This is a genomic window from Polaribacter huanghezhanensis (genome assembly GCF_030444335.1).
Classification (GTDB): Bacteria; Bacteroidota; Bacteroidia; order Flavobacteriales; family Flavobacteriaceae; genus Polaribacter; species Polaribacter huanghezhanensis.
The window spans coordinates 1,372,874-1,398,518 of the sequence record NZ_CP128595.1 but is presented as its reverse complement, the minus strand read 5'-3'; the positions used below and the strand labels follow the sequence as shown (position 1 = coordinate 1,398,518).

24 protein-coding genes and 1 tRNA gene are annotated in these 25,645 nt (G+C 30.3%); 4 read left to right on the top strand and 21 right to left on the bottom strand.

All coding sequences use genetic code 11. The annotated features are described in order from the left end of the window. Positions 1-21: 21 nt before the first annotated feature. From KCTC32516_RS06660 to KCTC32516_RS06635, 6 genes are all read right to left on the bottom strand, one after another. A complete protein-coding gene (locus tag KCTC32516_RS06660) occupies positions 22-717 on the bottom strand; it encodes a Bax inhibitor-1/YccA family protein (RefSeq protein WP_301399637.1) in 696 nt (231 codons plus the stop codon). Between the two features lie 75 nt (positions 718-792). Further along, positions 793-1,029, bottom strand: a complete 237-nt coding sequence (locus KCTC32516_RS06655; RefSeq protein WP_301399636.1) for a GlsB/YeaQ/YmgE family stress response membrane protein — start codon at positions 1,027-1,029, stop codon at positions 793-795. Positions 1,030-1,173: 144 nt separating this feature from the next. Next, entirely contained in the window at positions 1,174-1,830 is a 657-nt protein-coding gene (locus KCTC32516_RS06650; protein WP_301399635.1) for a hypothetical protein, read from the bottom strand. Positions 1,831-2,094: 264 nt separating this feature from the next. Then, complete coding sequence (locus KCTC32516_RS06645; RefSeq protein ID WP_301399633.1) at positions 2,095-2,628, bottom strand: DUF4411 family protein; 534 nt, start codon at positions 2,626-2,628, stop codon at positions 2,095-2,097. Further along, positions 2,625-3,815 carry an ImmA/IrrE family metallo-endopeptidase gene (locus tag KCTC32516_RS06640; RefSeq protein WP_301399632.1) on the bottom strand — a complete coding sequence of 397 codons (1,191 nt, stop codon included), beginning with the start codon at positions 3,813-3,815 and terminating at the stop codon, positions 2,625-2,627. Before KCTC32516_RS06640 ends, KCTC32516_RS06645 begins: the two co-directional genes overlap by 4 nt. A 149-nt stretch (positions 3,816-3,964) precedes the next feature. Then, positions 3,965-4,046: transfer RNA gene (locus KCTC32516_RS06635), tRNA-Leu, on the bottom strand. Positions 4,047-4,219: 173 nt separating this feature from the next. Between KCTC32516_RS06635 and KCTC32516_RS06630 the strand changes: the two genes are divergently transcribed. Together KCTC32516_RS06630 and KCTC32516_RS06625 are read left to right on the top strand one after the other, a co-directional pair. Further along, positions 4,220-5,611: a dipeptidase gene (locus tag KCTC32516_RS06630; RefSeq protein WP_301399630.1), complete on the top strand. Its 1,392-nt coding sequence runs from the start codon at positions 4,220-4,222 to the stop codon at positions 5,609-5,611. A 69-nt stretch (positions 5,612-5,680) separates the two neighbouring features. Beyond that, positions 5,681-7,864: a S9 family peptidase gene (locus KCTC32516_RS06625; RefSeq protein WP_301399628.1), complete on the top strand. Its 2,184-nt coding sequence runs from the start codon at positions 5,681-5,683 to the stop codon at positions 7,862-7,864. A 204-nt stretch (positions 7,865-8,068) separates the two neighbouring features. Here the strand turns inward: KCTC32516_RS06625 and KCTC32516_RS06620 are convergent, their stop codons facing one another. Next, complete coding sequence (locus tag KCTC32516_RS06620) at positions 8,069-8,695, bottom strand: peptidylprolyl isomerase (RefSeq protein ID WP_301399626.1); 627 nt, start codon at positions 8,693-8,695, stop codon at positions 8,069-8,071. Positions 8,696-8,831: 136 nt separating this feature from the next. On the opposite strand from KCTC32516_RS06620, the gene KCTC32516_RS06615 reads away from it, so the two are divergent. Next, the gene (locus KCTC32516_RS06615; RefSeq protein ID WP_301399624.1) at positions 8,832-9,200 is read left to right on the top strand and encodes a BlaI/MecI/CopY family transcriptional regulator; all 369 of its coding nucleotides are present in this window, start codon (positions 8,832-8,834) and stop codon (positions 9,198-9,200) included. Between the two features lies 1 nt (position 9,201). Continuing rightward, a complete protein-coding gene (locus tag KCTC32516_RS06610; RefSeq protein WP_301399622.1) occupies positions 9,202-11,571 on the top strand; it encodes a M56 family metallopeptidase in 2,370 nt (789 codons plus the stop codon). A 215-nt stretch (positions 11,572-11,786) separates the two neighbouring features. On the opposite strand, the gene KCTC32516_RS06605 is transcribed toward KCTC32516_RS06610, so the two are convergent. The 14 genes from KCTC32516_RS06605 to KCTC32516_RS06540 all read right to left on the bottom strand — a co-directional run bounded on the left by KCTC32516_RS06605 (position 11,787) and on the right by KCTC32516_RS06540 (position 25,480). Continuing rightward, positions 11,787-12,383, bottom strand: coding sequence for a PhnA domain-containing protein (locus KCTC32516_RS06605; protein ID WP_301399621.1), 597 nt, complete (start codon positions 12,381-12,383; stop codon positions 11,787-11,789). A gap of 56 nt (positions 12,384-12,439) precedes the next feature. Further along, positions 12,440-14,062, bottom strand: coding sequence for an adenine deaminase (gene ade / locus KCTC32516_RS06600; protein ID WP_301399619.1), 1,623 nt, complete (start codon positions 14,060-14,062; stop codon positions 12,440-12,442). A 39-nt stretch (positions 14,063-14,101) separates the two neighbouring features. Then, a complete protein-coding gene (locus tag KCTC32516_RS06595) occupies positions 14,102-14,677 on the bottom strand; it encodes a hypothetical protein (protein ID WP_301399618.1) in 576 nt (191 codons plus the stop codon). A gap of 46 nt (positions 14,678-14,723) precedes the next feature. Beyond that, positions 14,724-15,308 carry a hypothetical protein gene (locus KCTC32516_RS06590; protein ID WP_301399617.1) on the bottom strand — a complete coding sequence of 195 codons (585 nt, stop codon included), beginning with the start codon at positions 15,306-15,308 and terminating at the stop codon, positions 14,724-14,726. Further along, positions 15,308-18,385: a SpaA isopeptide-forming pilin-related protein gene (locus KCTC32516_RS06585; RefSeq protein ID WP_301399615.1), complete on the bottom strand. Its 3,078-nt coding sequence runs from the start codon at positions 18,383-18,385 to the stop codon at positions 15,308-15,310. Before KCTC32516_RS06585 ends, KCTC32516_RS06590 begins: the two co-directional genes overlap by 1 nt. 29 nt (positions 18,386-18,414) lie before the next feature. Then, positions 18,415-19,206 carry a hypothetical protein gene (locus tag KCTC32516_RS06580; RefSeq protein WP_301399614.1) on the bottom strand — a complete coding sequence of 264 codons (792 nt, stop codon included), beginning with the start codon at positions 19,204-19,206 and terminating at the stop codon, positions 18,415-18,417. A gap of 235 nt (positions 19,207-19,441) precedes the next feature. Then, positions 19,442-20,071 (bottom strand): hypothetical protein, encoded by a 630-nt coding sequence (locus tag KCTC32516_RS06575; RefSeq protein ID WP_301399613.1) that lies wholly within the window; start codon positions 20,069-20,071, stop codon positions 19,442-19,444. Positions 20,072-20,277: 206 nt separating this feature from the next. After that, positions 20,278-20,988 (bottom strand): LytR/AlgR family response regulator transcription factor, encoded by a 711-nt coding sequence (locus KCTC32516_RS06570; RefSeq protein WP_301399612.1) that lies wholly within the window; start codon positions 20,986-20,988, stop codon positions 20,278-20,280. Next, entirely contained in the window at positions 20,969-21,334 is a 366-nt protein-coding gene (locus tag KCTC32516_RS06565) for an Hpt domain-containing protein (RefSeq protein ID WP_301399610.1), read from the bottom strand. Before KCTC32516_RS06565 ends, KCTC32516_RS06570 begins: the two co-directional genes overlap by 20 nt. Before the next feature lie 176 nt (positions 21,335-21,510). Continuing rightward, positions 21,511-22,221, bottom strand: coding sequence for a LytR/AlgR family response regulator transcription factor (locus KCTC32516_RS06560; protein ID WP_301399608.1), 711 nt, complete (start codon positions 22,219-22,221; stop codon positions 21,511-21,513). Between the two features lie 7 nt (positions 22,222-22,228). Then, a complete protein-coding gene (locus KCTC32516_RS06555) occupies positions 22,229-22,549 on the bottom strand; it encodes an Hpt domain-containing protein (protein ID WP_301399607.1) in 321 nt (106 codons plus the stop codon). Between the two features lie 21 nt (positions 22,550-22,570). After that, positions 22,571-24,529, bottom strand: a complete 1,959-nt coding sequence (locus tag KCTC32516_RS06550) for a PAS domain S-box protein (protein WP_366911062.1) — start codon at positions 24,527-24,529, stop codon at positions 22,571-22,573. Beyond that, the gene (locus KCTC32516_RS06545) at positions 24,513-25,064 is read right to left on the bottom strand and encodes a heme NO-binding domain-containing protein (RefSeq protein WP_301399605.1); all 552 of its coding nucleotides are present in this window, start codon (positions 25,062-25,064) and stop codon (positions 24,513-24,515) included. The genes KCTC32516_RS06550 and KCTC32516_RS06545 overlap by 17 nt, the downstream gene beginning before the upstream one ends. Continuing rightward, the gene (locus KCTC32516_RS06540; protein WP_301399604.1) at positions 25,064-25,480 is read right to left on the bottom strand and encodes a response regulator; all 417 of its coding nucleotides are present in this window, start codon (positions 25,478-25,480) and stop codon (positions 25,064-25,066) included. Before KCTC32516_RS06540 ends, KCTC32516_RS06545 begins: the two co-directional genes overlap by 1 nt. Between the last annotated feature and the right edge of the window lie 165 nt (positions 25,481-25,645).

Below are 25,645 nucleotides of genomic sequence, written 5' to 3'. Positions count from 1 at the left end.
TCTTTTAATAAATTAAGTGGTTTATTTTCTATCTCCTAATATTCTTAGCAGTAATAAAAACAAATTGATAAAGTCTAAGTACAACATTAATGCGCCAACAATTGCACTTTTAGATTCTTCTTCAGAACCAACTTCAGAAGCAACACTCATTCTTTTAATTTTCTGAGTATCGTAGGCTGTTAATCCAACAAAAATAAATACACCTGCATAGGTAATCAACCAATACATCATTTCGCTTTTCATAAAAATGTTAACAACAGATGCTATAATAATACCGATTAATGCCATAAATAATAGGTTACCCCAAGAAGTTAAATCTTTTTTGGTGTAATATCCATAAATACTCATGATGGCAAACGTACCAGCAGTGACAAAAAATGTAGTTGCTATAGATTGACTTGTGTAGATTAAAAAAACTACGGATAATGTCAATCCGTTAAGTGCTGCATAACCTGTAAAAATCATTGCGGCAGTTTGAGCAGATATTTTTTTAATAACTGTAATTAAATATCCTACTAAAAATATTTCTCCAATCATCAAACCAAAAAACAACATTTGATTTAATAAAAGGTAATTTATGATTTCTGGTGTTGATGCAACCCACATGGCGATTAATCCAGTAATTGCTAATCCTCCAGACATCCAAGTATATACTTTTGACATAAAAGCAGCTTGAATGGTTTGCACCTGTTCGTTTGTATAATTTCTTATTTCCATGATCTAATTTCTTTTGTGTAAAAATAAAAAAAAGAGCCATCATAAAATAGCTCTTCTCGTTAAATATTTAATAATTTATTTTTTAAATAAACCTGCAACAAATAGCACAACTGCAGCTCCAATTACACCTGTAATTAAATCGCCAACAATACCGTTTGCTATTGAAATTCCAAGAACTCCAAAGATCCATCCGCCAACTGCACCTCCAATAATACCTAAAATTACATTCAATAAAAAGCCGAATCCACCACCTTTCATTAATTTACCTGCAAGAAAACCTGCTAATGCTCCAATTAAAATTGCGTACAACATAATCTAAATTTTTAGTTAGTAATTTTTAAATTTACTAAATTATTTAGTGTCAATTACTTAACTTATAATTGAGTTATCAACAGAGATATTAAAAACGAAGTACTAAAGAAAAGTAATTATATAATTGTGCTTTCGTTTATGTTGCTATATATCTTCTGCTATAGGTGAAATCATAATGTGTGCTCTATGTGTTCCTGGATTCATAATCCAGGGATGATTTGGTGCTATTGGAGATTTTGGCAAACCTGTAGATTCTGATGTTGCCCAAGGCATATAGATTACGTAACGAAGTCGAGCTCCTTCAACTTTTGACGTTTCTGGATCATACTGTGTTTTTGTTCCATAATAGATATGTAATGTAGATCCTGTAGCAATTTTAAGCTTGCCCGATTTCATTTCTGCTTCACGAATAGCAAATACCTCTTGTCCTGTTTTTCCTTCTGCTCTCAACGCTCTTCCTCTCGCCATAAAAGGCTCTAGGTTTTTGTGATAACATGCAGCACTAAATCCATCTTTTTTAGGATCATCTGCCAATATAATAAATTCGTTATCCCCTTCTCGTAGTGTTACAAATTCTCCAGCCATATTATACCCAATAACTTTAGCTCCTGCTCTACTTTCTTCTGGTGCTGCCATCAAAGCAGTTGCAATTAAAGCGGCATCTGTATCAATTGGTTTTAACTGTTTTTTAGTTATAGTTACTATGTCTGAAGATTCTTTTTTAGTGTTTTTAGTATTGTTTGATGTGTTACAAGAAATCAACATTCCTGTAAAAACAATTGCTGTGATAATACGTTTCATAATTTTTTATTTTTAATTGTTGGTTTTTGGTTGGTCAAATTGAAATACAACCTATTCGTTTACAAATAGTTGCAATTGCAATATTAAATACGAATATACAAAATTGAAAGTAGCACTACTTAAGAGGTTCACAATCTTTAAATAAAAAAAGCTCTTCGTTTCCGAAGAGCTTCTACATTGTACAGGCGGAGAGACTCCCTTCGTCTCCGCTCAGGGTAAACTTCTCGTCTCTTCATTTCTCTAAAATGTGTTGCAAAAAAAAGGTTATTCTTTAATTTTACAATCAAAATTAATTCCTATTTCACGAATAAATTGATAATCATTTATACACTTAACCTTCATGTTTTCACAAACATTAGGTATTCTTATACGCTTATTTGAAGCAGTTACCATACTTTCTTTTGTAACCACTGTAGCATTCATATCCATAGCATGAGCAATTAGCCAAGGATCAGCCAAAGACCTATATTTCATGTTATCTACTAAATTATAATGTATAGGATCTTTTGCATATATAGATTGTAAACACTTAGTTACATTACCTGTTAAATTAAGTATACGTATATCACTCTTTTTTAACCAAGAAGCTAAATCATCCTCAGTCTTTAAAATTTCATCTCTAACTGCTTCAGGAATGAAAATTCTTCTTTTTACTCCTAGCTCATTTAATCTTTCCCAATATTCTTTACAGAAATCAGGAGAGTAATAGTGTTGCCAAGCTTCAATTAAAACATTTGCGTCTAAACAATATATTTCCTCGCTCCTCTCTAAATCTAAAGTAGACTGTGGATTTATCATTTGTATAATTGAGCTTCTAGTTTAGGAAACTTATTTACTTTAACATTCAACAAGCTACTGGCTTGAGTTGATTGAATATTACCTCCTTTAAAAGCATCTAAAACTGTTTGAGTAAAAAGTCTACTATTTCTATTTAACTGTAATAAAAAATAGTTTGGTCCATTTGGTTTTTTACTTCTTTTCTGTTCTTCCTTTAATTTAGCTTTTTTTTCAGCCTCCTTTGTTAGAAAATCTTTGAATTTAGAATCAGCTTCAGCTTTTAATCTATTATAGTTAACTGTTGATATTAGATTGAGATTGTAAGCTCTAACTAAAAAAGCCAGTGAACTAACCCCTAAGAACTTAGATATATTATATATCTCTTCATGGGTTGTGAAATTACTTTGATCAACCCCTTCAAATAATTTATCTGGCATAAGTGCATTCGCAGTTACTTCATTACAAAACAATTCAACAGGGTGATACTTATCTTTATCTCTTACAACAGTGGACATCTGATTTGACAATCCTGTTTCAGAAATCCAAATATGAGCCAATTCATGAACTAAAGTAAATAGTTGTGGAGCATTCCAATCGTCTGAATTCACAAATACAAATGGAGCATATTCATCAGAAATTGCAAATCCCTGTATTTCATACTTATCTAATTTTAAATTAGAATGTATAAAACTAGTTCTAGAAATAAATATTCCTTTTGATTCAGCTTTTTTCACCCATTCTAAAATTGGGTTCTTAGATTTATAATTAAGAGGATTTATATTTAAAGTTGTTAAAATATCTTTAGCAACCTCTACTGGGTTATCATTTATCGAAAATTTTCCTACAAAAGGAACTTTTTCTTCTTCATTTTCTTTATACAACTCACTAATCCAAGATTGCTTTTCTTGAATCTCTCTAATAATAAAAATAGAACCAGTGCTTATAGATTTAGAACCACTTTTTCTAAAATCCTGAAGAGGTTGAAAATCTCTAGGAGGTTTTGGAAGAAAAAACAAAGCAAACGGTCTTTTATAAAATTTTGCTAACTTCTTAGCTTGAACAATGGTTGGGAAATTTATACCATCTTCCCAGCTAATAAGTCTTTCTTCTGAAGTTTTTACATGTAGAGCAGCAACGCTCAAATCAACTCTCGCTGATTCTCTAGCCCATTTCAAAACTTGTGGAGTTATGTATGCTTTCTCTGCCATATTATTCAAAAGTACAAAATCAAAACTAAAATAAAAACAAAATATTAAATCACTGTAAATCAACAAGCTAAAAATTCTATTTGTGACAAAACCGTGACATTTTTTTACAAAAAAACCTGCAACTCATTGAGCAACAGGTTTATACATTGTACAGGCGGAGAGACTCGAACTCTCACACCTTGCGGCACTAGATCCTAAGTCTAGCGTGTCTACCAATTCCACCACGCCTGCCTACGGCAGGTAAACCTGCTTTTTTTTGCAGATAACCTACAAACTTTTACAACACAAACGCTACACTATGGTAACTAGCCTTGTAAAAGGAGTGCAAATATAAACATTACTGAGAAATTCCAAAGAAGTTCTTTATTAATTTTAGTATTTTTGATATTCATCAAAAATCTATCATGCAAAACATTAAAAATTATATCGATTCTAACAAAGAACGTTTTATCAACGAATTAATTGAAATCCTTAGAATGCCTTCTGTAAGTGCAGATCCAGCATTTAATCAAGATGTATTAAATACTTCTGAAGCCGTAAAAATATTTTTAGAAAAAGCAGGTTGCGATACTGTAGAAATTTGTGAAACTCCTGGTTATCCAATTGTATACGGAGAAAAAATTATTGACGCAAATTTACCAACCGTTTTAGTGTATGGACATTATGATGTTCAACCAGCAGATCCAATAGAATTATGGGATTCTCCACCTTTTGAACCCGTAATTAAAGCAACAGAAATTCACCCAGAAGGTGCCATTTTTGCACGTGGTGCTTGTGATGATAAAGGGCAAATGTTTATGCATGTAAAAGCATTGGAATACATGACATCAACAGGGAATTTACCTTGTAATGTGAAGTTTATGATTGAAGGAGAAGAAGAAGTTGGCTCTGAAAGTTTGGCTTGGTTTGTTGAGCGCAATCAAGATAAATTAGCCAATGATGTGATTTTAATTTCTGATACCGGAATGATTGCGAATGATATTCCGTCTATTACAACAGGTTTGCGTGGTTTGAGTTATGTACAAGTTGAAGTTACTGGACCAAATAGAGATTTACATTCTGGTTTGTATGGCGGCGCAGTTGCCAATCCAATTAATGTTTTGACAAAAATGATTGCTTCGTTGCATGATGAAAATAATCACATTACAATTCCTGGTTTTTACGACAATGTAGAAGAATTATCTTTAGAAGAAAGAGCAGAAATGGCAAAAGCACCATTTTCTTTAGACAATTATAAAAAAGCGTTGGATATTGATGCGGTTTATGGCGAAAAAGGATATTCTACCAACGAACGCAATTCTATAAGACCAACTTTGGATGTCAACGGAATTTGGGGCGGATATACTGGTGAAGGTGCAAAAACGGTGATTGCTTCAAAAGCATTTGCGAAAATTTCGATGCGTTTGGTGCCAAATCAAGATTGGAAAGAAATTACAGAATTGTTTAAAAATCATTTTGAAAGTATTGCTCCAGCAGGCGTTACAGTAAAAGTAACACCTCATCATGGCGGACAAGGTTATGTAACTCCGATTGATAATATTGGATACCAAGCAGCAAGTAAAGCGTACGAAACTACTTTTGGTAAAACTCCAATTCCGCAAAGAAGCGGAGGATCAATTCCGATTGTTGCTTTGTTTGAAAAAGAATTAAAAAGTAAAATCATTTTAATGGGATTTGGGTTAGATTCTGATGCCATTCATTCGCCAAACGAACATTTCGGAATTTTCAATTACTTAAAAGGTATTGAAACCATTCCGTTGTTTTACAAATATTTTACCGAATTGAAAACCAAATAATTAACTGTTTTTTAACTCATTTCAGCAAATAAATAAAATACTTTTATACAACTAATTAAAACTTAATCAATGAAAAAATTACTTCAAAAAGCAGGTATGGTTTCTTTAACACTACTGCTTTTAGCGGCTTGTACTCCTACTGAAAAAAAACAACGTACGGCAGATGATTATAAGAAAGCTACCAAATTTATGCAACGTAGTTGGTACGGAATGGTTCAAAACCAACTTATTTCTCAGAACTGGACTAGCGATGATGTGCTGGTTTATTCTAAAAGAACGAAAGACGGAACTGAATTTGTTTCTGTAAATGCACAAACAAAAGAGAAATCAATACTAACAGATTACAAAACTCCAAAAACAACATCAAAATATGCAAAAGCAACCAGAAACGAACATGTTTCTCCAAACGGAAAATTAGCTGCATATATTGATGATTATAATTTGTGGGTACGAGATTTATCAACCAATAAAAAAACGCAGTTAACTTTTGACGGAAAAAAAGATTACGGCTACGCAACCAACAATGCTGGCTGGATAAAAAGTGACAATGCTGTTTTAAAATGGTCACCAAATTCAGATAAAATTGCAACATTTCAGCAAGATGCCCGTGGTGTTGGCATGATGTATTTAACAACCACCAATGTTGGTCATCAAAAATTAGAAGCATGGAGACATCCTTTGCCTGGAGATAAAACTATTTTTACCATAGAACGCGTAATTATTCATTTAGGAAATAGACCAAAAGTGGTGCGTTTAAAAATGGATAAAGATTTTCAAAGAGGAACAACTACAGATCATATTGCTGGTCGTGGAGGAGAATTATTAGATGCGCAATGGAGCAAAGATGGTTCAAAATTCGCATTTGTTTCTGGATCTAGAGATCATAAAGAAGCACATTTACAAATTGCTGATACCAGAACTGGTAAAGTAAATTCAATTCACAAAGAAGTGGTAGATACGTATTATGAATCTGGTGTAAATGCAGAAAACTGGCGTGTTTTATTTGATTCAAATGAGTTTATTTGGTATTCAGAAAAATCTAATTGGGGACATCTTTATTTATATGATTTAAAAACTAAAAAGTTAAAAAATCAAATTACTTCTGGTGATTGGATTGTAAGAGAAATTCATCATATTGATAAAAAACAAAGAGAAATTTATTTTATCGCTGGAGGAAAAGAAGAAGGAAATCCATATCACACGTATTTATATAAAGTAGGATTTGACGGAAAAGGATTGACAAATTTAACTCCAGATAAAGGAACACATTCAGTCAATTTTTCTCCAAATATGGATTATTTTGTAGATACCTATTCTACAACTGATACTCCGCCAGTTTCAGTATTAAGAAACAATAATGGAGAAAAAATTGCAGATTTAGAAACTGCAGATATCACAGAATTAAAAGCGCAAGGATATAAAGATCCAATAGAATTTAATGTAAAAGCCAGAGATCATAAAACAGATTTATACGGCGTGCTATTTCTTCCAAGCAATTATAATGAAAATGAAAAATATCCGGTATTAAATTATATTTATCCTGGACCACAATCTGGTTCTGTTGGCTATTATGGTTTTAGACCTGTTTGGAGAGATTTTCAAGCTGCGGCAGAATTAGGATTTGTTGTTGTTGCAGTTGATGCACAAGGAACGCCAGGAAGATCAAAATCTTTTCATGATTTCTATTATGGAAATATGGGAGATAACGGAATTCCAGATAATATTGCAGCAATCAAGCAATTAGCAGAAAAGTATAAAGGAATGGATATTGAGAGAGTTGGAATTTATGGACATTCTGGTGGTGGATTTGCTTCTACAAGAGCTCTTTTTGCATATCCAGATTTTTATGATGTTGCGGTTTCAGGATCAGGAAATCACGATAACAGAAATTACGAAGCGGATTGGGGAGAAAAATGGCAAGGTTTATTGGTTGAAGGAAATATGGAAGGAAAAGGAGACGGAACAACCAACTATGACAATCAAGCAAATCAATTACTTGCAGATAATTTAAAAGGACATTTATTAATTACACACGGTTCTATAGATAATAATGTTCCGCCTTCAAACACTATGTTGGTTGTTGATGCTTTGATTAAAGCTAATAAAGATTTTGACATGATTATATTTCCAAACCAAAGACACGGTTACGGAAATATGACCAACTATATGACCAGAAAACGTTGGGATTATTTTATTACCTATTTGCGCAATGAGGTTCCGCCCAAAGAATTTGATTTAGCAAATTTCAAATAACAAAAAAGCCGCTTTTATGCTGAACTTGTTTCAGTATCTAAGCGGTTTTTTTTATATTAATGTCACCTTGAGCATTACTGAAATCAAAATGTATTTTGATTGAAAGCAGCAAACCAAGTCTATCGAAAGGTCTTTTAAATTTTAGAAAACTCAAGAGTTCTCGACTCCGCTCGAACAGACATAAACTTACTTTTTTAAATAATCTTACTTTATAAAATACGCTTTTATAATATAATCTACCTTCGGATATTTTTCTCGTAAATATGCATTTCCAAACTGACTAATGGAATCTTGCTTGCGCCCTAAAGTATCTCCGTAGCCATCATAAAATTTTAAGACATTTTCTTTTCCTGCAATCACTTTTGCAATTACCGGAAATCCTTTTACACCAGAATATGCTAGTTCGTCTAAACGATGATTGTCTTTTAAGTTGATAAAAATCTGATTGGATCTTGTCTTTACTCCTCCTCTAGCAAAAGAAATTGACATCGCTTCGTTTTTTGCCAAAACAGGTTCATCATCAATTCCATGTTTTCTCCAATTATTGTTGATAAGAGTATCATTATGAATTCCGAATTGCGCTACAAAATTAGGAACCACTCTAAAAATAGCAACATCATCATAATATCCATATTTAATTAATTGATACAACCTATCAACTCCTTTTGGAGACCAAGCTCTTCTGGCAACGATATCAAAATTTCCTTTTGTAGTTTCAAAACGCGCTTTAAACGTATTTGGCGCTTCTGCTTTTAACCATTTTTGATTGAATTTTTTTGGCGCACAAGACGCTATTATAACAATAATTACTAAGAATAATATTCTCTTCATTTTATAAATTTTTGTTGGTTCGTTTTTTGATATCAATAAATGTATGAAAATTTATTTTTAAAAATATTTTACTCTACACTTGTAGAATCAAAATTTATTTCTACATTTGTAGAGTTAATTCTAAAAACATAGAGCAATGCAACTATCAAAATCTGAAGAACAACTAATGCAATATTTATGGAAACGTAATAAAGCTTTCATGAAAGATTTATTAGATGATTTTCCTACGCCAAAACCTGCAACTACAACTGTTGCTACTTTGTTAAAGCGCATGAACGACAAAGGTTTTATTGATTACAAACTCTACGGAAAATCGAGAGAATATTTTCCGTTGGTAAAAAAAGCGGATTATTTTTCGAAGCACGTAAACGGATTAATTAAAAACTTTTTTAATGATTCTGCTCCGCAATTTGCATCGTTTTTTACTTCTGAAACGAATTTATCAAAAGAGGATTTAGAAGAATTGAAGAAAATTATTGACAAACAAATCGATAAAAAAAAGTAAGATGATCGCCTATATCATAAAATCAACAATCTGTTTAGTATTGCTTTTAGCATTCTATCATTTTGTTTTAGAGAAAGAAAAAATGCATCGATTCAATCGCTTTTATTTGTTGGGAGCTATTATTTTTTCATTCATGGTTCCTAGTTTTATAATTACAGTTGCTCCTGCAGAATTTGTTGAACCAATTTTAAATCAACAAGAAAATGTATTGCAATTTCAATCAGAATTAACAACTACAGAAATTGTTCAAGAAATTGATTATACCAATTATTTTATCGGATTGTATTGCATCATCAGTTTGGTTTTATTATTTCTTTTGACAAAAAAAATCTATCAACTTTTAGAACAAACAAAAAGAAATAAAAAAGTATCTTATTTCTCTGCAACTGTTGTGTTATTGAAAGAAAAAATTGTTCCGTACACATTTCTACACTATATATTTATCAATAAAAAGAAGTATAAAACAAATGCCGTTGAACAACAAATTTTAACGCATGAGTTGACGCATGTGCAACAAAAACATTCGTTAGATGTACTTTTTATAGAAGTTTTACAAATCCTATTTTGGTTCAATCCAATCTTTAGATATTACAAAAAAGCAATCCAGTTAAATCACGAATTTTTAGCGGATGATGCTGTTATAAAATCACATAAAAACATCGCTGAGTACCAATATGTATTATTGAATACAACTGCTCAGCAAAACAATATTTACTTGGCCAGTAATTTAAATTATTCACTCACAAAAAAACGATTACTTATGATGACAACACCGAGTTCCAAAACAAAAATCCTACTTAAAAAATTGATGGTAATTCCATTAACTGCAGGATTTATCTTTGCCTTTGCTCAACGAGTAGAAGCGCAAGAAAAACTACCTCAAGTAGTTGAAGCAAACATTAATTATAATAATGATATTGAAGCAGTTAAAGTTGAAGAAAGCAGAACTTCATATAACGGAATTATGTATGCTTACACTATAAAAAATAACGGAAATAAAAAAATATCTTCAAAAGATTACACCATTGTTTTTAAAGTTGATGATAGATTAGTACAGTTTAATGAAGAACTACCAGATTTATATCCTGGAAAAACTTTTAAAAATGATTCTGGTTATACATTCTATTCAAATTTAAAACGAAATAATAAGACAAAAGATTTTGATGAAATAAAACCGAGAGCAAGTATTAATTATTCTTTAGAAATAAAATATATAGATGCTAATATTGAAAATAATACTATAAATGGAATTTCAATATTTGATAAAAGAACTCCTCAAATAATTAAAAAACAAGAAGGAATTTCAGAAAAAGAAATGAAGGAATACAAAGCTTTATTCAACAAAGGTTCAGAATCAAAAATTTACAAAGTAAAAGATGTAGAAAAGATGATTTCTTTATATAAAAAAATGTCTAAAAAACAACAACAAAGTGTAACGGACATTAGAAAAGTGATTCCGCCTCCACCTCCACCAATAAAAAGGCAAGAAAAAGTTTCTTTTCATAAAAGCTGGTTTATCACCATTGATGGGCAAAAATATTACTACACTTTTGATAAAAATGAAAGAGTTGCTAAATATTATAAAAACGGAAAATTAGTAAATCTTGATATTGTAAAAGAATACAAAAAGAAACACAAAATATATGAAAATTTAAAAGCTACTGGCAAACATTATGTCTTTAAATCTGAAAATGATAAAAAAGAAATTGATAGAGAGTTTTCTGATTTAGGTGGAATGTATTTTAGAATGTCTAGAGCAGACAAAAACAAAGTGCCTTTTCCAAATAATCCACATGGAGAATATGTCAAACTAATCAGAAAAGATGATAGTTATTATTATAAAAAACGTAGTGAATTGAACGCTGAAGACAAAAAACTATTAAGTATCAAGTTTCCACCACCACCGCCACCTTTGAAAAAAAATGCTACAAAAAAAGAAATTGAGCGTTATAACAAAGCACTAGAATCATGGAAAAAGAAAATAAAGAATATTCCGCCACCACCTCCACCAAAAAAGAAAGAGATTAAAGTTTTTATGAAAAAAAACAATATTACACCTCTTTCTTCAAATGCAATCCAAGAATTAAAAGCAACTGAAAAACTAAGAATAGCACATGAGAAAAAACACAAATCTTTAAACTTAAAAAACAATGATTCTCGTGCTGTAGTTAGTGGCGGTAAAATGAAGATGTCTCTTTTAGAAACGGTTAAAATGTGGAGTAAAAAAGGAGCTGGTTTTGTATACAACAATAAAGCAATCACTGCAAAAAAAGGAATAGAAATAGTTTCAAAAAATAAGAACATTCGTGTTTATTCTGTTGAAGAAGAAAGAGGAAAACCTATTTTAGTTTTTATATCAGATAAAAAATAATTATTTATTTAAGTAATAATAAAGCCGCTCATTTATTAAATTAAATGAGCGGCTTTTTTGTGTAATATTTTTTTTAAAAGTATTGTTTTAATAATATACGAATGTCACTTCGAGTGGTTTTCGATTTTAAGAGAAAAGTGTATCGAGAAGTTTTCAATGAGTTCTCGATACACCCCGCAAAAAAAGCGTGGCACTCGAACTGAGAAAAGCAAGAACTACTCCTTCTCAGACATTTTCTTCACGTAATCTGTAATAATTACAATTTGAGTGGGCCCAACTTTACCTTCAATATACTTCGCATTTTCATGATCTAAAGAAATTCTACGAACTGCGGTTCCTTGTTTTGCAACTAGGCTAGAACCCTTTACTTTTAAATCTTTTATCAACACTACAGAATCACCAGCTTGTAAAATGGCACCGTTTGCATCTCTGTGAATAATTTTTTCGCTTTCATCTAAATGATCACCAGATTCTTTTGCAAAACGCACATCGTCATCTTCTAAATACATCATGTCTAACAAATCTTTTGGCCAACCTTCATTTTTTAAACGAGACAATAGTCTCCAAGCAACCACTTTTACAGCTCTGTGCTCAGACCACATAGAATCATTTAAACAACGCCAATGATTTGCATCCGTGTTTTCTGGATTCTCAATTTGATCAACACAAGTTTCACAAGCCAATAAACTGCCATCAATTCCACCTCCACCAGTGATTGTTGGCTTTACTTCATAAATTGATAAATTATTTGTTGATGTGCATAATTCACATTGATTTCCGCTTCTTTCTTCTAAATCTTGTTGTAAACTCATAATTGTATTTTTGTTGATGTTGGCAAATGTACTATTTAAATCATACTTTTTAGAAGCTATTTAATTTCCACCGAAGTAAACTGAAACGAATCTCCATTAAACAATCCTTTATCGCTTAATTTTAAAGACGGAATTACCAATAACGCCATAAATGATAAACTCATATATGGAGCACGCAATGTACTTCCCATTTGCTTTGCCATTTTATCTAATTCCGCATACGCTTTTCCGATTTCTACTGCTGATTTATCAGACATAATTCCGGCAACGGGCAACGATACTATTTTTTCTTCGGATGCAGTTACAGCACAAATTCCACCTTTATTTTTAATGATTAAATTTACTGCTTTACAAATTGCTTCGTCCGAAACTCCAACTGCAATAATGTTATGAGAATCGTGCCCAACAGAACTTGCAATTGCACCTTCTTTGATTCCGAAATTTTTGATAAAAGCAATTGCTGGTTTTTCATTTTGATACCGATTTACAACCGTCATTTTTAAAACATCTGTTTCTATATTAGAAACTAGATTTCCGTCTTTTATTAATGAATCTACTTCTATTTCGTTGGTAACCAATTCGCCATCTAACGCCTCTATAACGCGAATCTTTTTTGCAGTTGATTTAAATGCAAAATCAAAACTATTTTTAAAATCCGTATTAAAATTATTGAGCACTTCAAAAGCTACAGATTTCACAAATGATTGTCCGTTTTTAGCGACCAATTCACCATTAATGTACGTTTCCAACACCTTAAATTTCTCTAAATCTTCAACGATAATAAAATCTGCATCATCACCTTTTTGCAACAAACCAACCTCCAAATCATAATGTTTTACCGGATTTACACAAGCAACTTGCAACACTTTAAAAACATCCATTCCTTTTGCAATTGCGCGTTCACACAATTGATTGATATGACCCAACAATAAATCATCTGGATGTTTATCATCAGAACAAAATAGCATGTTTTGATAATGTTCTGGTAATAAATTAATCAACGCTTCAAAGTTTTTGGCTGCACTTCCTTCACGGATAATGACTTTCATTCCTTTTTGCAATTTCTCTAAAGCTTCATCATAAGTAAAACATTCGTGATCGGTAGAAATTCCTGCAGCAATATATTTAGAAACATCTTTTCCTCTTAAACCTGGCGCGTGTCCATCAATGGGTTTGTTGTTCTTTTTTGCATGTTGAATTTTAGCTAACACTTCATCATCATCAAACAAAACACCTGGATAATTCATCATTTCTGCCAAATATTTAATGTCTGGATTTTCCATCATTACCTTAATATCATCAGCATCAATAATTGCTCCGGCACTTTCAAACGAAGTTGCGGGTACACAAGATGGTGCTCCAAAATTGAATTTTAACGGAACTTTCTTTCCGTTTTCAATCATAAATTCAACGCCTTTTACACCTAATACATTTGCTATTTCGTGCGGATCAGAAACCGTTGCAACGGTTCCGTGAACCACTGCAATTTTTGCAAATTCAGACGGAACCAACATCGAGCTTTCAATATGAATGTGTGCATCTACAAAACCTGGAAGAATAAAATTTTCTACTGAATGATTCGCTTCTTTAATAGCAACAATTTTTCCATTTTCAACGGTTACTTCTCCTTTAAAAATTCTTCTGTTCTGTATATCAACTATATTTCCTTGTACAATCATATTTTGCCCTATTTATCACAAAAATACAAAGAATAAATCTTAAAATGTGGTTCCTACTACAGTATAGTAAACCCTCATATTGCCATAATTACCAGCAGCTGCTTTTGTACTTGGTTTGATCTTAAATTGAATTGGAATGTTCTCTCTACATCCTATAAACTCAAAAACTTTAATTGCTGCCTTTCCATCGTTTGGAATGGTAATATAATTACCTCCATTTTCAACAGACAAACTCCTATCACCCAATGGCTTAATAGATAAATCGTCGTATGCTGCATTTTCAGGATATCTTTCTCCACTATTTTCCATTGTTCTAGCTTGTATCTCTACATCTTGTGGCGCATTTGTTGTATGCATATAAACAGCATATCTAAACACATTTTCAGAACAGTTTTGGTCTGATGGAATTGTGACTCCTAACCTAGTTGATTCGTCTAAAATAAAGCCAATTAAACTAATATCAAATTCTGTTTCTATCCCGGTAAGTTTATCATCTTCACCAGCCTCTGAAACTAAGTCATTTATTGTTTGTGAAACATTTGGAGCACCAGAAATATTTAATGTTCCAGGTAAAGCTGCTGTTTCTAATTGTGCATATGTTAAGTTTGTACTCAACAACAAAATGCATATGTATATTATTTTTTTCATCCTATTTATTTTATTAATTACCTATTCTATATATGATTTCAAAACCAGCTGGAAATGAAACTCCATTTGGGTTGCTAATGGTATAAATAACGTGATAACCATTTCCTTGTCCATCACCTGTATAACCATTCCCAAAATCCTTTACTATTCTACTTTCAGATTCACTTAATCTTATTTTTTTGATTTCGGCAGTTTTATCAAAATCTCCTGCATTTCCATAATCATTTCTATCGATTTGAACCTCTATTCTCACTCCATTAGGAACTGGCATATTTGTAGATACAAATATTTCTGCGCCATCTCCATTTTCTCCTCTAAACGTATAGTTTAACCAAATGTTAGACAAATCTGATGTACCGCCAGAGACTGGCAATCCTGCTTCTAATACACCATCATTTATACCAGAATTAAACCCTGTAAAACCCTCAATGTCAATAATTGAAACCGGCAGAACATATAAGGTAAAACTTTGTGATTCTTGACCCCCACCAGTTACAAAATTGTTAGGGTTCTCTGCATCAATAGTCTCTTGAGCATTTAGGCTTGTTATGAATAGTAATAAAACTAGTTTGCATATATTTTTAGTAATTGCTTTCATTATTTTCCTATTTTAAAATTTTTATTCTTAAATTTTATTTTTCTTTCCTTTAGCTTTAACTCTATCTTTTTTAAAGTAATTTCGTTTTCTTTTAAAAACAGCTGAATATTATTATCAAAATTAAACTGAGCACTCCCTGAACTAAAGCTTAGTATTGTTAATTTATAATTTCCAGGAACTATTTCTTGAAATTTAAACTCTCCCTTTTTACTGATACTTGTGTAGTAAGTAAAGTCTTTATTTTGGATTTTAATGTATCCTTGAAGGTTATACTCTTTGTTTCTGTATTTTAATTTATTAAGATCTACCCAAAACGCACCTTCTAAAGATGCAGATTTTACTAATTCTATACTAATTTTTGCCTGCTTATTATCTTTAATAATAACTTCATAAGGAATTTTAGCTGCAGTAATAACTCCATTTTCTAGTGTAGATTGATCTACCAAAATATAATTTTTACCTAACGCTAAATTATTTAATTCAAAGTTTCCATTCTTATCCGTTAATACTGTTTTACCAGCAGCAATAATTTTAATTCCTTTGGTATTTATTTTTGTATCTAAAGAAAAAACATTTCCTATTAAACCACCTTGCTTTATTACTTTTTTTAGTGGTACACCAAAAGTAAAAGTATACTTTGCAAATGCCAAAACTTGTTTTTTATTAGTCTCTCCTGGATTTTCAAAATAATTGGCTCTAAATTCTATTTTATGATTTTTAGAAAGTTTTGCCATCATATTTAAATTGATAAAATCTCTTTTTAAATACATTTTCTCTGGACTAAAACCACTATTGTAATTTGCATTTATATTAAAGTTTTTTGTTGCACTATAGCTAAATCCAGCACCATATCTAAAATAATTTGTATTGATATTTGAAACACCATATCTGTTATTATAATTATGCGAAAACTTAGCTCTTAAGTTAAATTTATTTGCAAATCTATATGATATATTTAGGTTGTTTGCATACGTATCTCTATAACTAACTTGAGTACTTAACAAATTTTTAGTCTTTGCTATTCTACCGTTAAAATTACCAGAAAAAGATCTGTTTAATGTTTTAAAACTATACGAGTATTTAAATCCACGCTCATTATAATCGTAATTAACAGGAACCAGTCTGTCTTGTCTCTTTCTATTATAAACACTCAATCTTATGGTATTGTTTTTCGAAACTCTATAATTTAAACTAGCATTTAAGCTTTCATAAAAAGGTTCTGATGCATAAAATAAAGGATCTAATTTCTTATTAATTTTAGAAGTTGTATGACCAACTCCAAAAGCCCATTTATTAACAGCATAACTAAGATTATTAGATATTTGTAAACTATTACTTATTGCACCTAAATAATCCTCACTTGCTACAATATAGTTTCCAAAATATGTGAACTTTTTAAATCTTTTAGATATTGATAAATAGCCTGCTCCGTTAAGTTTACTACTGTTACTAAAACTTGTTGATGATTCTCCCAATATTGATGTCGTTTTATCTTTATAATCAAAATTTAAAGTTACTATTTGACCAGGATTGGTTGTTGATTTATTTGCTTGCAATATTTTTTCAGATCTCGTCAAAGAAATTCCTCCAGTAATTTTATCCGTTGCAAAATAGGTAGCTTTTACTCCGTAAACTGCTCCAGAATTATAGTCGTATAACCTTGGTTTTGTGTAAAATGCTGATAACTCTACATTGTTTACTCTTTGATCAATTTTAAAACCCATTCCATATTTATTTGTAAAACCAAGTCTATTAATTTGATATGCATGATCTCCTAGATAAATGGTTGTATTATCTTTATAACTATATATAAAACTGTATTGATCTACAACACTAAAACGCTTACGATTCATCTCTTTAGGCCCTCTAACTATAAAGTCTAAATAGTGATTTTTCTTAACATCTAAAAAACCATTTCCTGCAATTTCTGCAGACATTGCAGCATAATGTTCTGTTTCTGTTGTATAACTATTATAATACAAACTTGCACTAACAGGGAACCTAAAAAAAGGATCTTTTTGTTTTATTTTTATAGGAAAAACGGCAATACTTTTATATGATTTCATTACTTTCTTTGATTCTTTACTAAGTACTTCTACTCCGGCTCCAACTCTTCTAAAGCTATATGTTTTTAAATTTGTTTTTTGATTTACTTTTACAACAATAGTAGAATCTGGTGCTATTTTAAAATTACTTTTTCCCACTAAAGTGTTTCTTGATTTTAAACTAATTTCTTGCGTTATATTTCCTTTGTTTTCAATCGCAAATGAAGTTTCAATCAATTTCCCAGCTTCAACATGTTGTGGAGCATAAATATTAAAAACTTTTAAACTTGTGTTTTTTGCAATCGTAAATTGAACATCGAAAGATCCTAAAACAGTATTTAAATTATTTTTTATTTGTAATGTTGCTTTTGCAATTCCAACTGGAAAATTAGAAGGAATAAAGAAACTTATAAAAAGTAAATTTTTTCCATTTTTATTTACAGATTCAACACTACTCATAGAAACTAATTTCCACTTTTTAGGTAAAACAACACTTTGCTTTATTAAGTCTAATTGATCCCCTTTATTTGTTAGTTCAACAATTAAAGTATGTTGTTTACTCGTTTTATATAAGCTGGTTTTATGCAACGGCTTAAAACTTAAATCAGAGAAATTATTTGAATCAATAGGTCTTAATAAACGATCTTCTTTTGTTCTTGAAGCCGTTTTTTGTTTTAAGCTAGAAAACACTTCTGACAAAAAGTTCAACGGTTTTAATTTTAAAGGGGCACTTTTTACTATATTGCTATTGTTTTTAATATTTAAACTTCTATAACTCTTTTTATTTAAATTCTTGTTTTTATTAGCTACATTAAATGCGGTATATATTTCATTATCAGCTTTTAAACCACCATCACTTTTGATGTTTAAATTTTCATCTTCATTCGTTAAACCCGATATTGAGTTGTAAGTCAACTTAGAATCAATACGATTCTCATTCTTTGAAAATCCAGATTGTAATGAGCTGTACTCATCGTTTACACATGCTGAAAAAACAAAAAGAATTACTATTATTTTGATCGCTGATTTCATAAATTGTTATTTTAAAGATTACTACTTTATTACTCTACATTTAAACTGATGTTTGTCCCAACAAACTCCTCTTTTGAGTCTGCTATTAAAACACATTGGTAGGTTCCTTTTGGCACCTTAGAAATATCTATTTTAAAATCCCTACAAGCTCCAGGAATGGTTAAATTTCGTCCAGTCATCGCTTCATGTATTTTCACACCTTTATCATTATAAATTTCTAGAGTAAGCTTAACACCTTGAATAAATAAGCTTTTATTTAAAACTTTAATATCTAAGCTCTTTTTGGTAGAGTTTTCATCTTTATTAAGGTTGATAGTATCAAAATCTAAATCAACAGAATCAAATGAATTTACGTTTGTATATAAACCAACTGCATATCTAATTTTTGAGTTTAATTTTACTCCGTTTTTAACAATACCTTCTACTACAGGTTTTTCTACATTAACCATGATTACTGACCAATAAGTACCTCTTAAGTCTTGGTCTTTTGGAATGACAATAGAAAATCTATACACGTATTTTTCTCTAGGTTTTAAAACCTTTTCCATTGTACTTGAATTGAACCAACTTTTTGATGAAAATGCGTGTGTAGTACTTTCTGAAAAGATCCTTGTTTTTGAACAAGAATAAATTGCATCCTGCATACCAAAGGTTACACGTTGTTCAATATCGGTTGTGTTTACTAATATGATCTCTCCAGTAATAATATTTCCAGAAACACCATTATAAACATGGGTTAATCCATTTGTAATTGCTACACCTGCAAAAAGTGATTTTACCAAGAACATTAAAGCTACGATTAAACTATTTTTTGTTTTCATTTGAATTGTTTTTAAAGTGATTCTTTATTTTGTTTGATCAAATTTACGCTGTTAAAGCCCCTGATACTCTAACAATTCGTTGAGTGGGATATTCGTGTCGACGAATTGTTTTCAACGTACTTTAAATAAAAAAAAGACCGCTCAACGATACTTCTTTAAACTCATCTAAAACTTTTATAAACAAAAAAAAGACTCTAATTAAAGAGTCTTTTTTAATACCGTTTATTTTTCAATACTATAAATCAGATAAAGTATATTCAATTACTGCTAAATAGCTTCCTGCTTTATAATCTGCAAAATCTCCATTTTGAACCAAAGAATACGTTAATGGAAATCCTTTTGCTCCATCACCAGTATGAACACTTCCGATTCCATTAATCAATCTTGCGTTTGCTCCAACTGCAGTTGTTTTCCCTAATCTTGCATCTGCTACAGCAACTCCATGGTCACCTCCATTTGCCTCAATCACAGCGTTTCCTGGATCAATTACTAAATCTAAACTTTTTGGGAATGCTTCTCCAACTCCGTTTGCAACCATTTTTACATCAATAGTTCTTTCTGTATCAAAGCCTGATGAAGCTACTCCAACAACACTTGTGTAATTTAACCACAAACCTGTTCTAGAAATACCTGCAAAAGTATAAATACCTGCTTCTGATACTCCAGCTCCATTTGCTAAATCAAATTGAATAATGTCGTTTGCTTCAATCTCTTTTGCCAATGCTCCTGTGTCATAAATGTCTAATAAAGCAATTTCTGGAACAGAAACCTCTAAAACATGACTTGATTGATTTGTGTCTTGTGCATTTACTTGTTGAGCAAATACTAATGATAATGCTACTACTGCTAATCGTACTGTTTTCATAATAAATAAATTTAAATTGTTAATACTATTTGTGTTAATAATACCTCAAATGTACAAGGTCTTCAAAGGTTCAGTTTGCAAAATTCGTTCACACAATAGGTTTGTTTCGATGAATAGAAATAGTTGTACTTTAAAAGAAAGAAAAGTGATTTTATCGATAAATAACTATCGACCAAAGGTGATTAATGTCAAAAAAAAAGACTTAACTATAATACGTTAAGTCTTTTCTTTAGCTGTGATCTGTTAGATCTACTCACGGGAATTAATTCTTTTTTAATAAGAACACGATTGCCTTCAATGTCTATCATTTTTTTAACATTAATAATATAGGATCTATGTACTTTTAAAAACAAAGAACTTGGGAGCTTGTCTTCTATCTTTTTTAGCGTAGAATGTACGGTGTAGTTTTTATCTTCTGTTTTTATTAAGATATAATCTCCTTTTGCTTGAATTAAGTCGATGCTTGCTAGATTAATCTTAATTAATCTGCGATCAATATTTACATATAAATCTTTTGTAGAAATTTCTGTATCAGTATTACTTACCGATGTATTGATTGTAGGAGAAGTGGTAGTTCTTGCTTTTGAAACTGCTTTTAAGAATCTTGGTAACGAAATTGGTTTTACCAAAAAATCGACAATACAATCGTACTCAAAAGCTTCTATAGCAAAATCTTTTTCTGAAGTGGTAATGATAATATTTGGCGGGTTCTTTAAAGTCTGAATAAAATCGAAACCCGTAAAATCTGGCATAGTAATATCGAGAAATATTACATCTACTTTATTTTTATTTAGATACTTTAAAGCTTGTAGGGCATTTGAAAACTCTTCAACAACATGTAAATTTTCTACATTTAAACACAATTGATTTAAAATTATTCTGGCAGCGCTTTCATCATCAATTAAGATACAATTCATCTTTTGAAATTTTATTGTTTACAAATAACATCATCAATTGCAAGATGTCTTCAAAATCATTTTGAAGTGATAAATCACTAGATTTCAAAGCTATTTCAAACTCTTTTGCTACCAAATAACTCCTTTCAAGTCCTAGAATACTAATTTTTTGCCGAAGTTTAAACACCAAATTTGACGCTTGTATAAATTCTTTCTTTCGAACGTGGTAGTGATACTGATTTGTTTTTTCTACAAGCTCTTTTTGTAACACACCAATAACTTCCTTTTCAAAAAGGAGATCGCCATCAGTAAATTTTTTAATGTACAATAAATTCGGTTGTTCTTTTATATTTTCTATTCTCATCATAAATACATTTAACTTGTTAATCTTGCTGTAAATGTATATCACATAAGTATTTGAAAAAGGAAATTTTCGTTGATTAAGCAGGTTAGTTTCGACGAATGGGAATTGTTTTTCTTTAAGATAATTTCGACGACTCTTTGTTTTTGCCGCTAAAATATTATAAGATAAAAAAAACTGAACTACAATAAGTTAAGTTTCTTCATAAGTTCTGGTCTCTTAGATCTACTTACAGGAATCACTTCGCGTTTAATAAGTACGCTATTGTCTTCTATATCTATAATTTTTTTAATATTGATCACATAAGATCTATGCACTTTTAAAAATAAGGCATCTGGTAGTTTGTCTTCTATTTTTTTTAATGTAGAATGTACGGTGTAGTTTTTATCATCCGTTTTTATTAAGATATAATCTCCTTTTGCTTGAATTAAGTCGATGCTTGCTAGATTAATCTTAATTAATCTGCGATCAATATTTACATATAAATCTTTTGTAGAAATTTCTGTATCAGTATTACTTACCGATGTATTGATTGTAGGAGAAGTGGTAGTTCTTGCTTTTGAAACTGCTTTTAAGAATCTTGGTAACGAAATTGGTTTTACCAAAAAATCGACAATACAATCGTACTCAAAAGCTTCTATAGCAAAATCTTTTTCTGAAGTGGTAATGATAATATTTGGCGGGTTCTTTAAAGTCTGAATAAAATCGAAACCCGTAAAATCTGGCATATTAATATCGAGAAATATTACATCTACTTCATTTTTATTCAAATATTTTATGGCTTGTAAGGCATTTGAAAATTCGCCAACAACATGTAAATTTTCTTCATTTAAACACAATTGATTTAAAATTATTCTTGCAGTACTTTCATCATCAATTAAGATACAATTCATAGTAAAATTACTTATTATTTATAAAATCTGACATTTTTCGAATAATGCTCTGAAACTCCATGTGCATTATTGTATCATTTTGCATTAAAGCTTGTTCATGCTTTTTAGCAGCTACGTAACTCTTTGCCAGCCCTAAAATACTAATTTTATGGATAAGTTTATGAACTATACCAGATGCCTTTATAAAATCTTTCCTTTTCAAATAACATTCATACTCCAAAACCTCTTTAGGAAGCTCTTCTTTTATGACTTCTATAAGTTTTTTTTCAAAAGCTGCATCGCCATCTGCAATCTTCTTTATATATACTAAATTAGGTTGTTCATTCACTAATTTTTCTTTTTTAGGAAATTATTTTCGAAGAGTAAAATAAAAAGTAGTTCCTACATTTGGCTTGCTTTTTAACCATATTTCTCCTTTGTATAAATCTACAATTTTTTTAACAATGGATAAACCAATCCCTGTCGAATCTTTACTTTTATTTAACGAATTAAAAATTTTAAAGATTTTATTGTGGTATTTTTTCTCTATTCCTATGCCGTTATCTTGCACAGAAAATTGATAAAAAGACCCTTTATCTTCAACGTTTAAAGTTACAACACCTTCTTTTTTATCTATAAACTTTATAGCATTGCTTATTAAATTTTGAAACAATTGCTGAAACTTGGTTTTATCTCCACGTAATACTGGCAATTTATTTTGTCTAAATAAATTTATATGTTCTGGAATAAGTAATATTTGCTCTATATTATCTACTACAACATTTAAATCCACCTCTTTTTGTTCTTCCTTTTCAATTGACAAACTAGAGTAGTTTAAAATATCCGAAATTAATGCTTCCATTTTTTCTAAAGTAGATTCAATTAACGAGATGTTTTCAATACTATTTGCATCTAATTTATCTAAATTATCTTCTTTCAACCAATTAACAAGTGCGTAAACACTTCGTAGTGGAGACTTTAAGTCGTGCGATACGATGTGTGCATATTCTTGTAATTCATCATTACTTTTTTCCAATTCTTTTAGCAAAACCTCTTTTTGTTTTTCTAATGTTTTTAGACTTGTAATATCCAAACAAACACAAATAGAACCAATTATTTGTCCATTTACATTATAATTTGGCGCACTTCCTACCAACCAAAAACTTTCTTTTTTAGTTTTTGTTTTTAAATTAATCTCGTATGAATTATATTCTCCTACAACTATTTTTGCCTGAGGTTTCATTGGAAAAAAATTAATTATCTGTTGTCCAATCAATTCTTTTTCTGAGTAACCAGACATTTCTTCAAAACTTTGATTGACTAGTAAAATTTCATCTTCATTATTTACTTCAATCAACCCTAAATGCATGTTTGCAATAATATTGCTATATTTTTGCTTTTGCATTTCAAGATTTTGATTGAATTTTCGCTTTAAAGTAACATCATTAAAACTCCATAAATGTCCTTTAAATTCTCCGTTTTTATAAATTGGGAGGTAATTTCTTTCTAGAATTTTTCCATCGACTAGGTGAACTTCTTCTGCCTTTACAATTTCTCTTCTTGCTATAATTTCCTTATATCTATATACAAATTTATCAGGATTTTTAAAAAGTTGCTTCATTTCTTCCGCCCCATTTGACATATCTTGTCCAATATACGATTCGGGAGAATCTGTCATGTAAAACAGATCACATAGTTTTTCATTTACTAAAATTACCTTTCTATTTTCGTCTTCAAGAAAAATCCCATTGTCTAAGTTTAAAATTAAATCTTTTAATCTATTTTCAGATTCTATCAACCTTTTTTTAGCTTCGTTTTCTTTGGTAATATCTCTTGCGATTCCTTGAACCGCAACAGGTTCTTTTTTTTCATTAAAGATTAAACTCGCGTTTATATTTAACTCTTTTATTTGATGATTTCTTGATTTAATTTTTACTTTAAAATTTTGAAGTTGACCTGTTGTTCTTACCTCTACAAACTTTTCTATAATTTTCTCGTTTTCATTAATTATTAAAAAGTCATTAACATTTAATTCTTCATTTTTATTGGAACACCCCAAAAGATTCAATGTTGCATCGTTCATTTCAATAATATTTCCAGAAAAATCGATCACACAGTAGGGGTCAATAATATTTTTAAAAACACCTTTTAATTCTAATTCCTTTTTTACAACGAGATTTTCTAAAACTTGATTGGTTTTCTTAACCTCTTCTGAAAGCTCGTAAAGTTCTAACGATTTTTTTTCAAGAATTTTTTCTGCAGCTTTTCGCGCTAACTTTTCTCTAGTAAGAGCATTTTCCAATAATTCTACTCTAGTTTTGCTCATCATTTTTGGTAATTATAAATTTTACCTCGGTACCATCTTCTTTAATTTTTTCCATTACAATGGTTGCACTCGAATTAAATTTTTCAAAAGTCTTGTTCATCAAACCAAGTCCAAAATAATACATTGCTCTACTTGATTTATAAATCATAACCAATTTGTTACTTGACTTTTCTAAGACTTCGAAAGTAGGTAATTCTGCATCTGGATACATTTTTAAAACCTCTACATGTATGTGATTTTCAATTGATGCAAGCATTTCTATTGGATCGTTATACTTCGCTATTAATCCAGGATAACTATCTACCAAAACATTAAAAAAATGTTCTGAGTACACCAACAATAAATCATCAATACTTAAATGTGTTATGTTACTTAAATGAGTTAATAAAGATAACATTTCTGAAAAATCGTATGTTCCAACAGCTGTATAAACACCTTGTGAAGGGAGTGTTGATTTTTCAATAATTTCATCTACAACTTCCAATCCAAATTTATCTTCAACCAACTCTAAAAACTCTGTAAAAACAATTCCTTTCATTATAACTTTATTAGTTCATTAATACTCCAATAGCTCAATATTCTCTCTAACCTCAAAATATAATCTTCATATTTTAAAGGTTTTAACACATATCCTGCAATGCCAATTTCGTAGCAAGTTAACATATCTTTTTGATTGCTTGATGTTGTTAAGACAATAGTAGGAATAGATTTTAACCTTTCATCATTTTTCAAAATTGTCAAAAACTCTATACCGTTCATTTTTGGCATATTCAAATCTAATAAAATAATATTTGGTAAATTGTCTTTTTGAGAGAGAATCGTTAAAGCTTCTTCTCCGTTTTTAGCTTCTTTAATGAAGTAATCTCCATCTATTTTAGCAACAGCTCTATGCATTTTCATGGTCTCAATGACATCATCTTCAATAAATAATACTGATATTTTTTCTTTAGGCATTTTTAATAAGTTATATGGAATCTAATATACAAAATTGATAAAAAGTATTTCTTTTTATTCTCAAAATAGTTGAAATATTGCTTATATGTCGATGAATGGTAAAAAAGTATCGATGAGTGGAAAATCAATTTTTAAATACTATCTTTTCATCCATGTTTCACATTT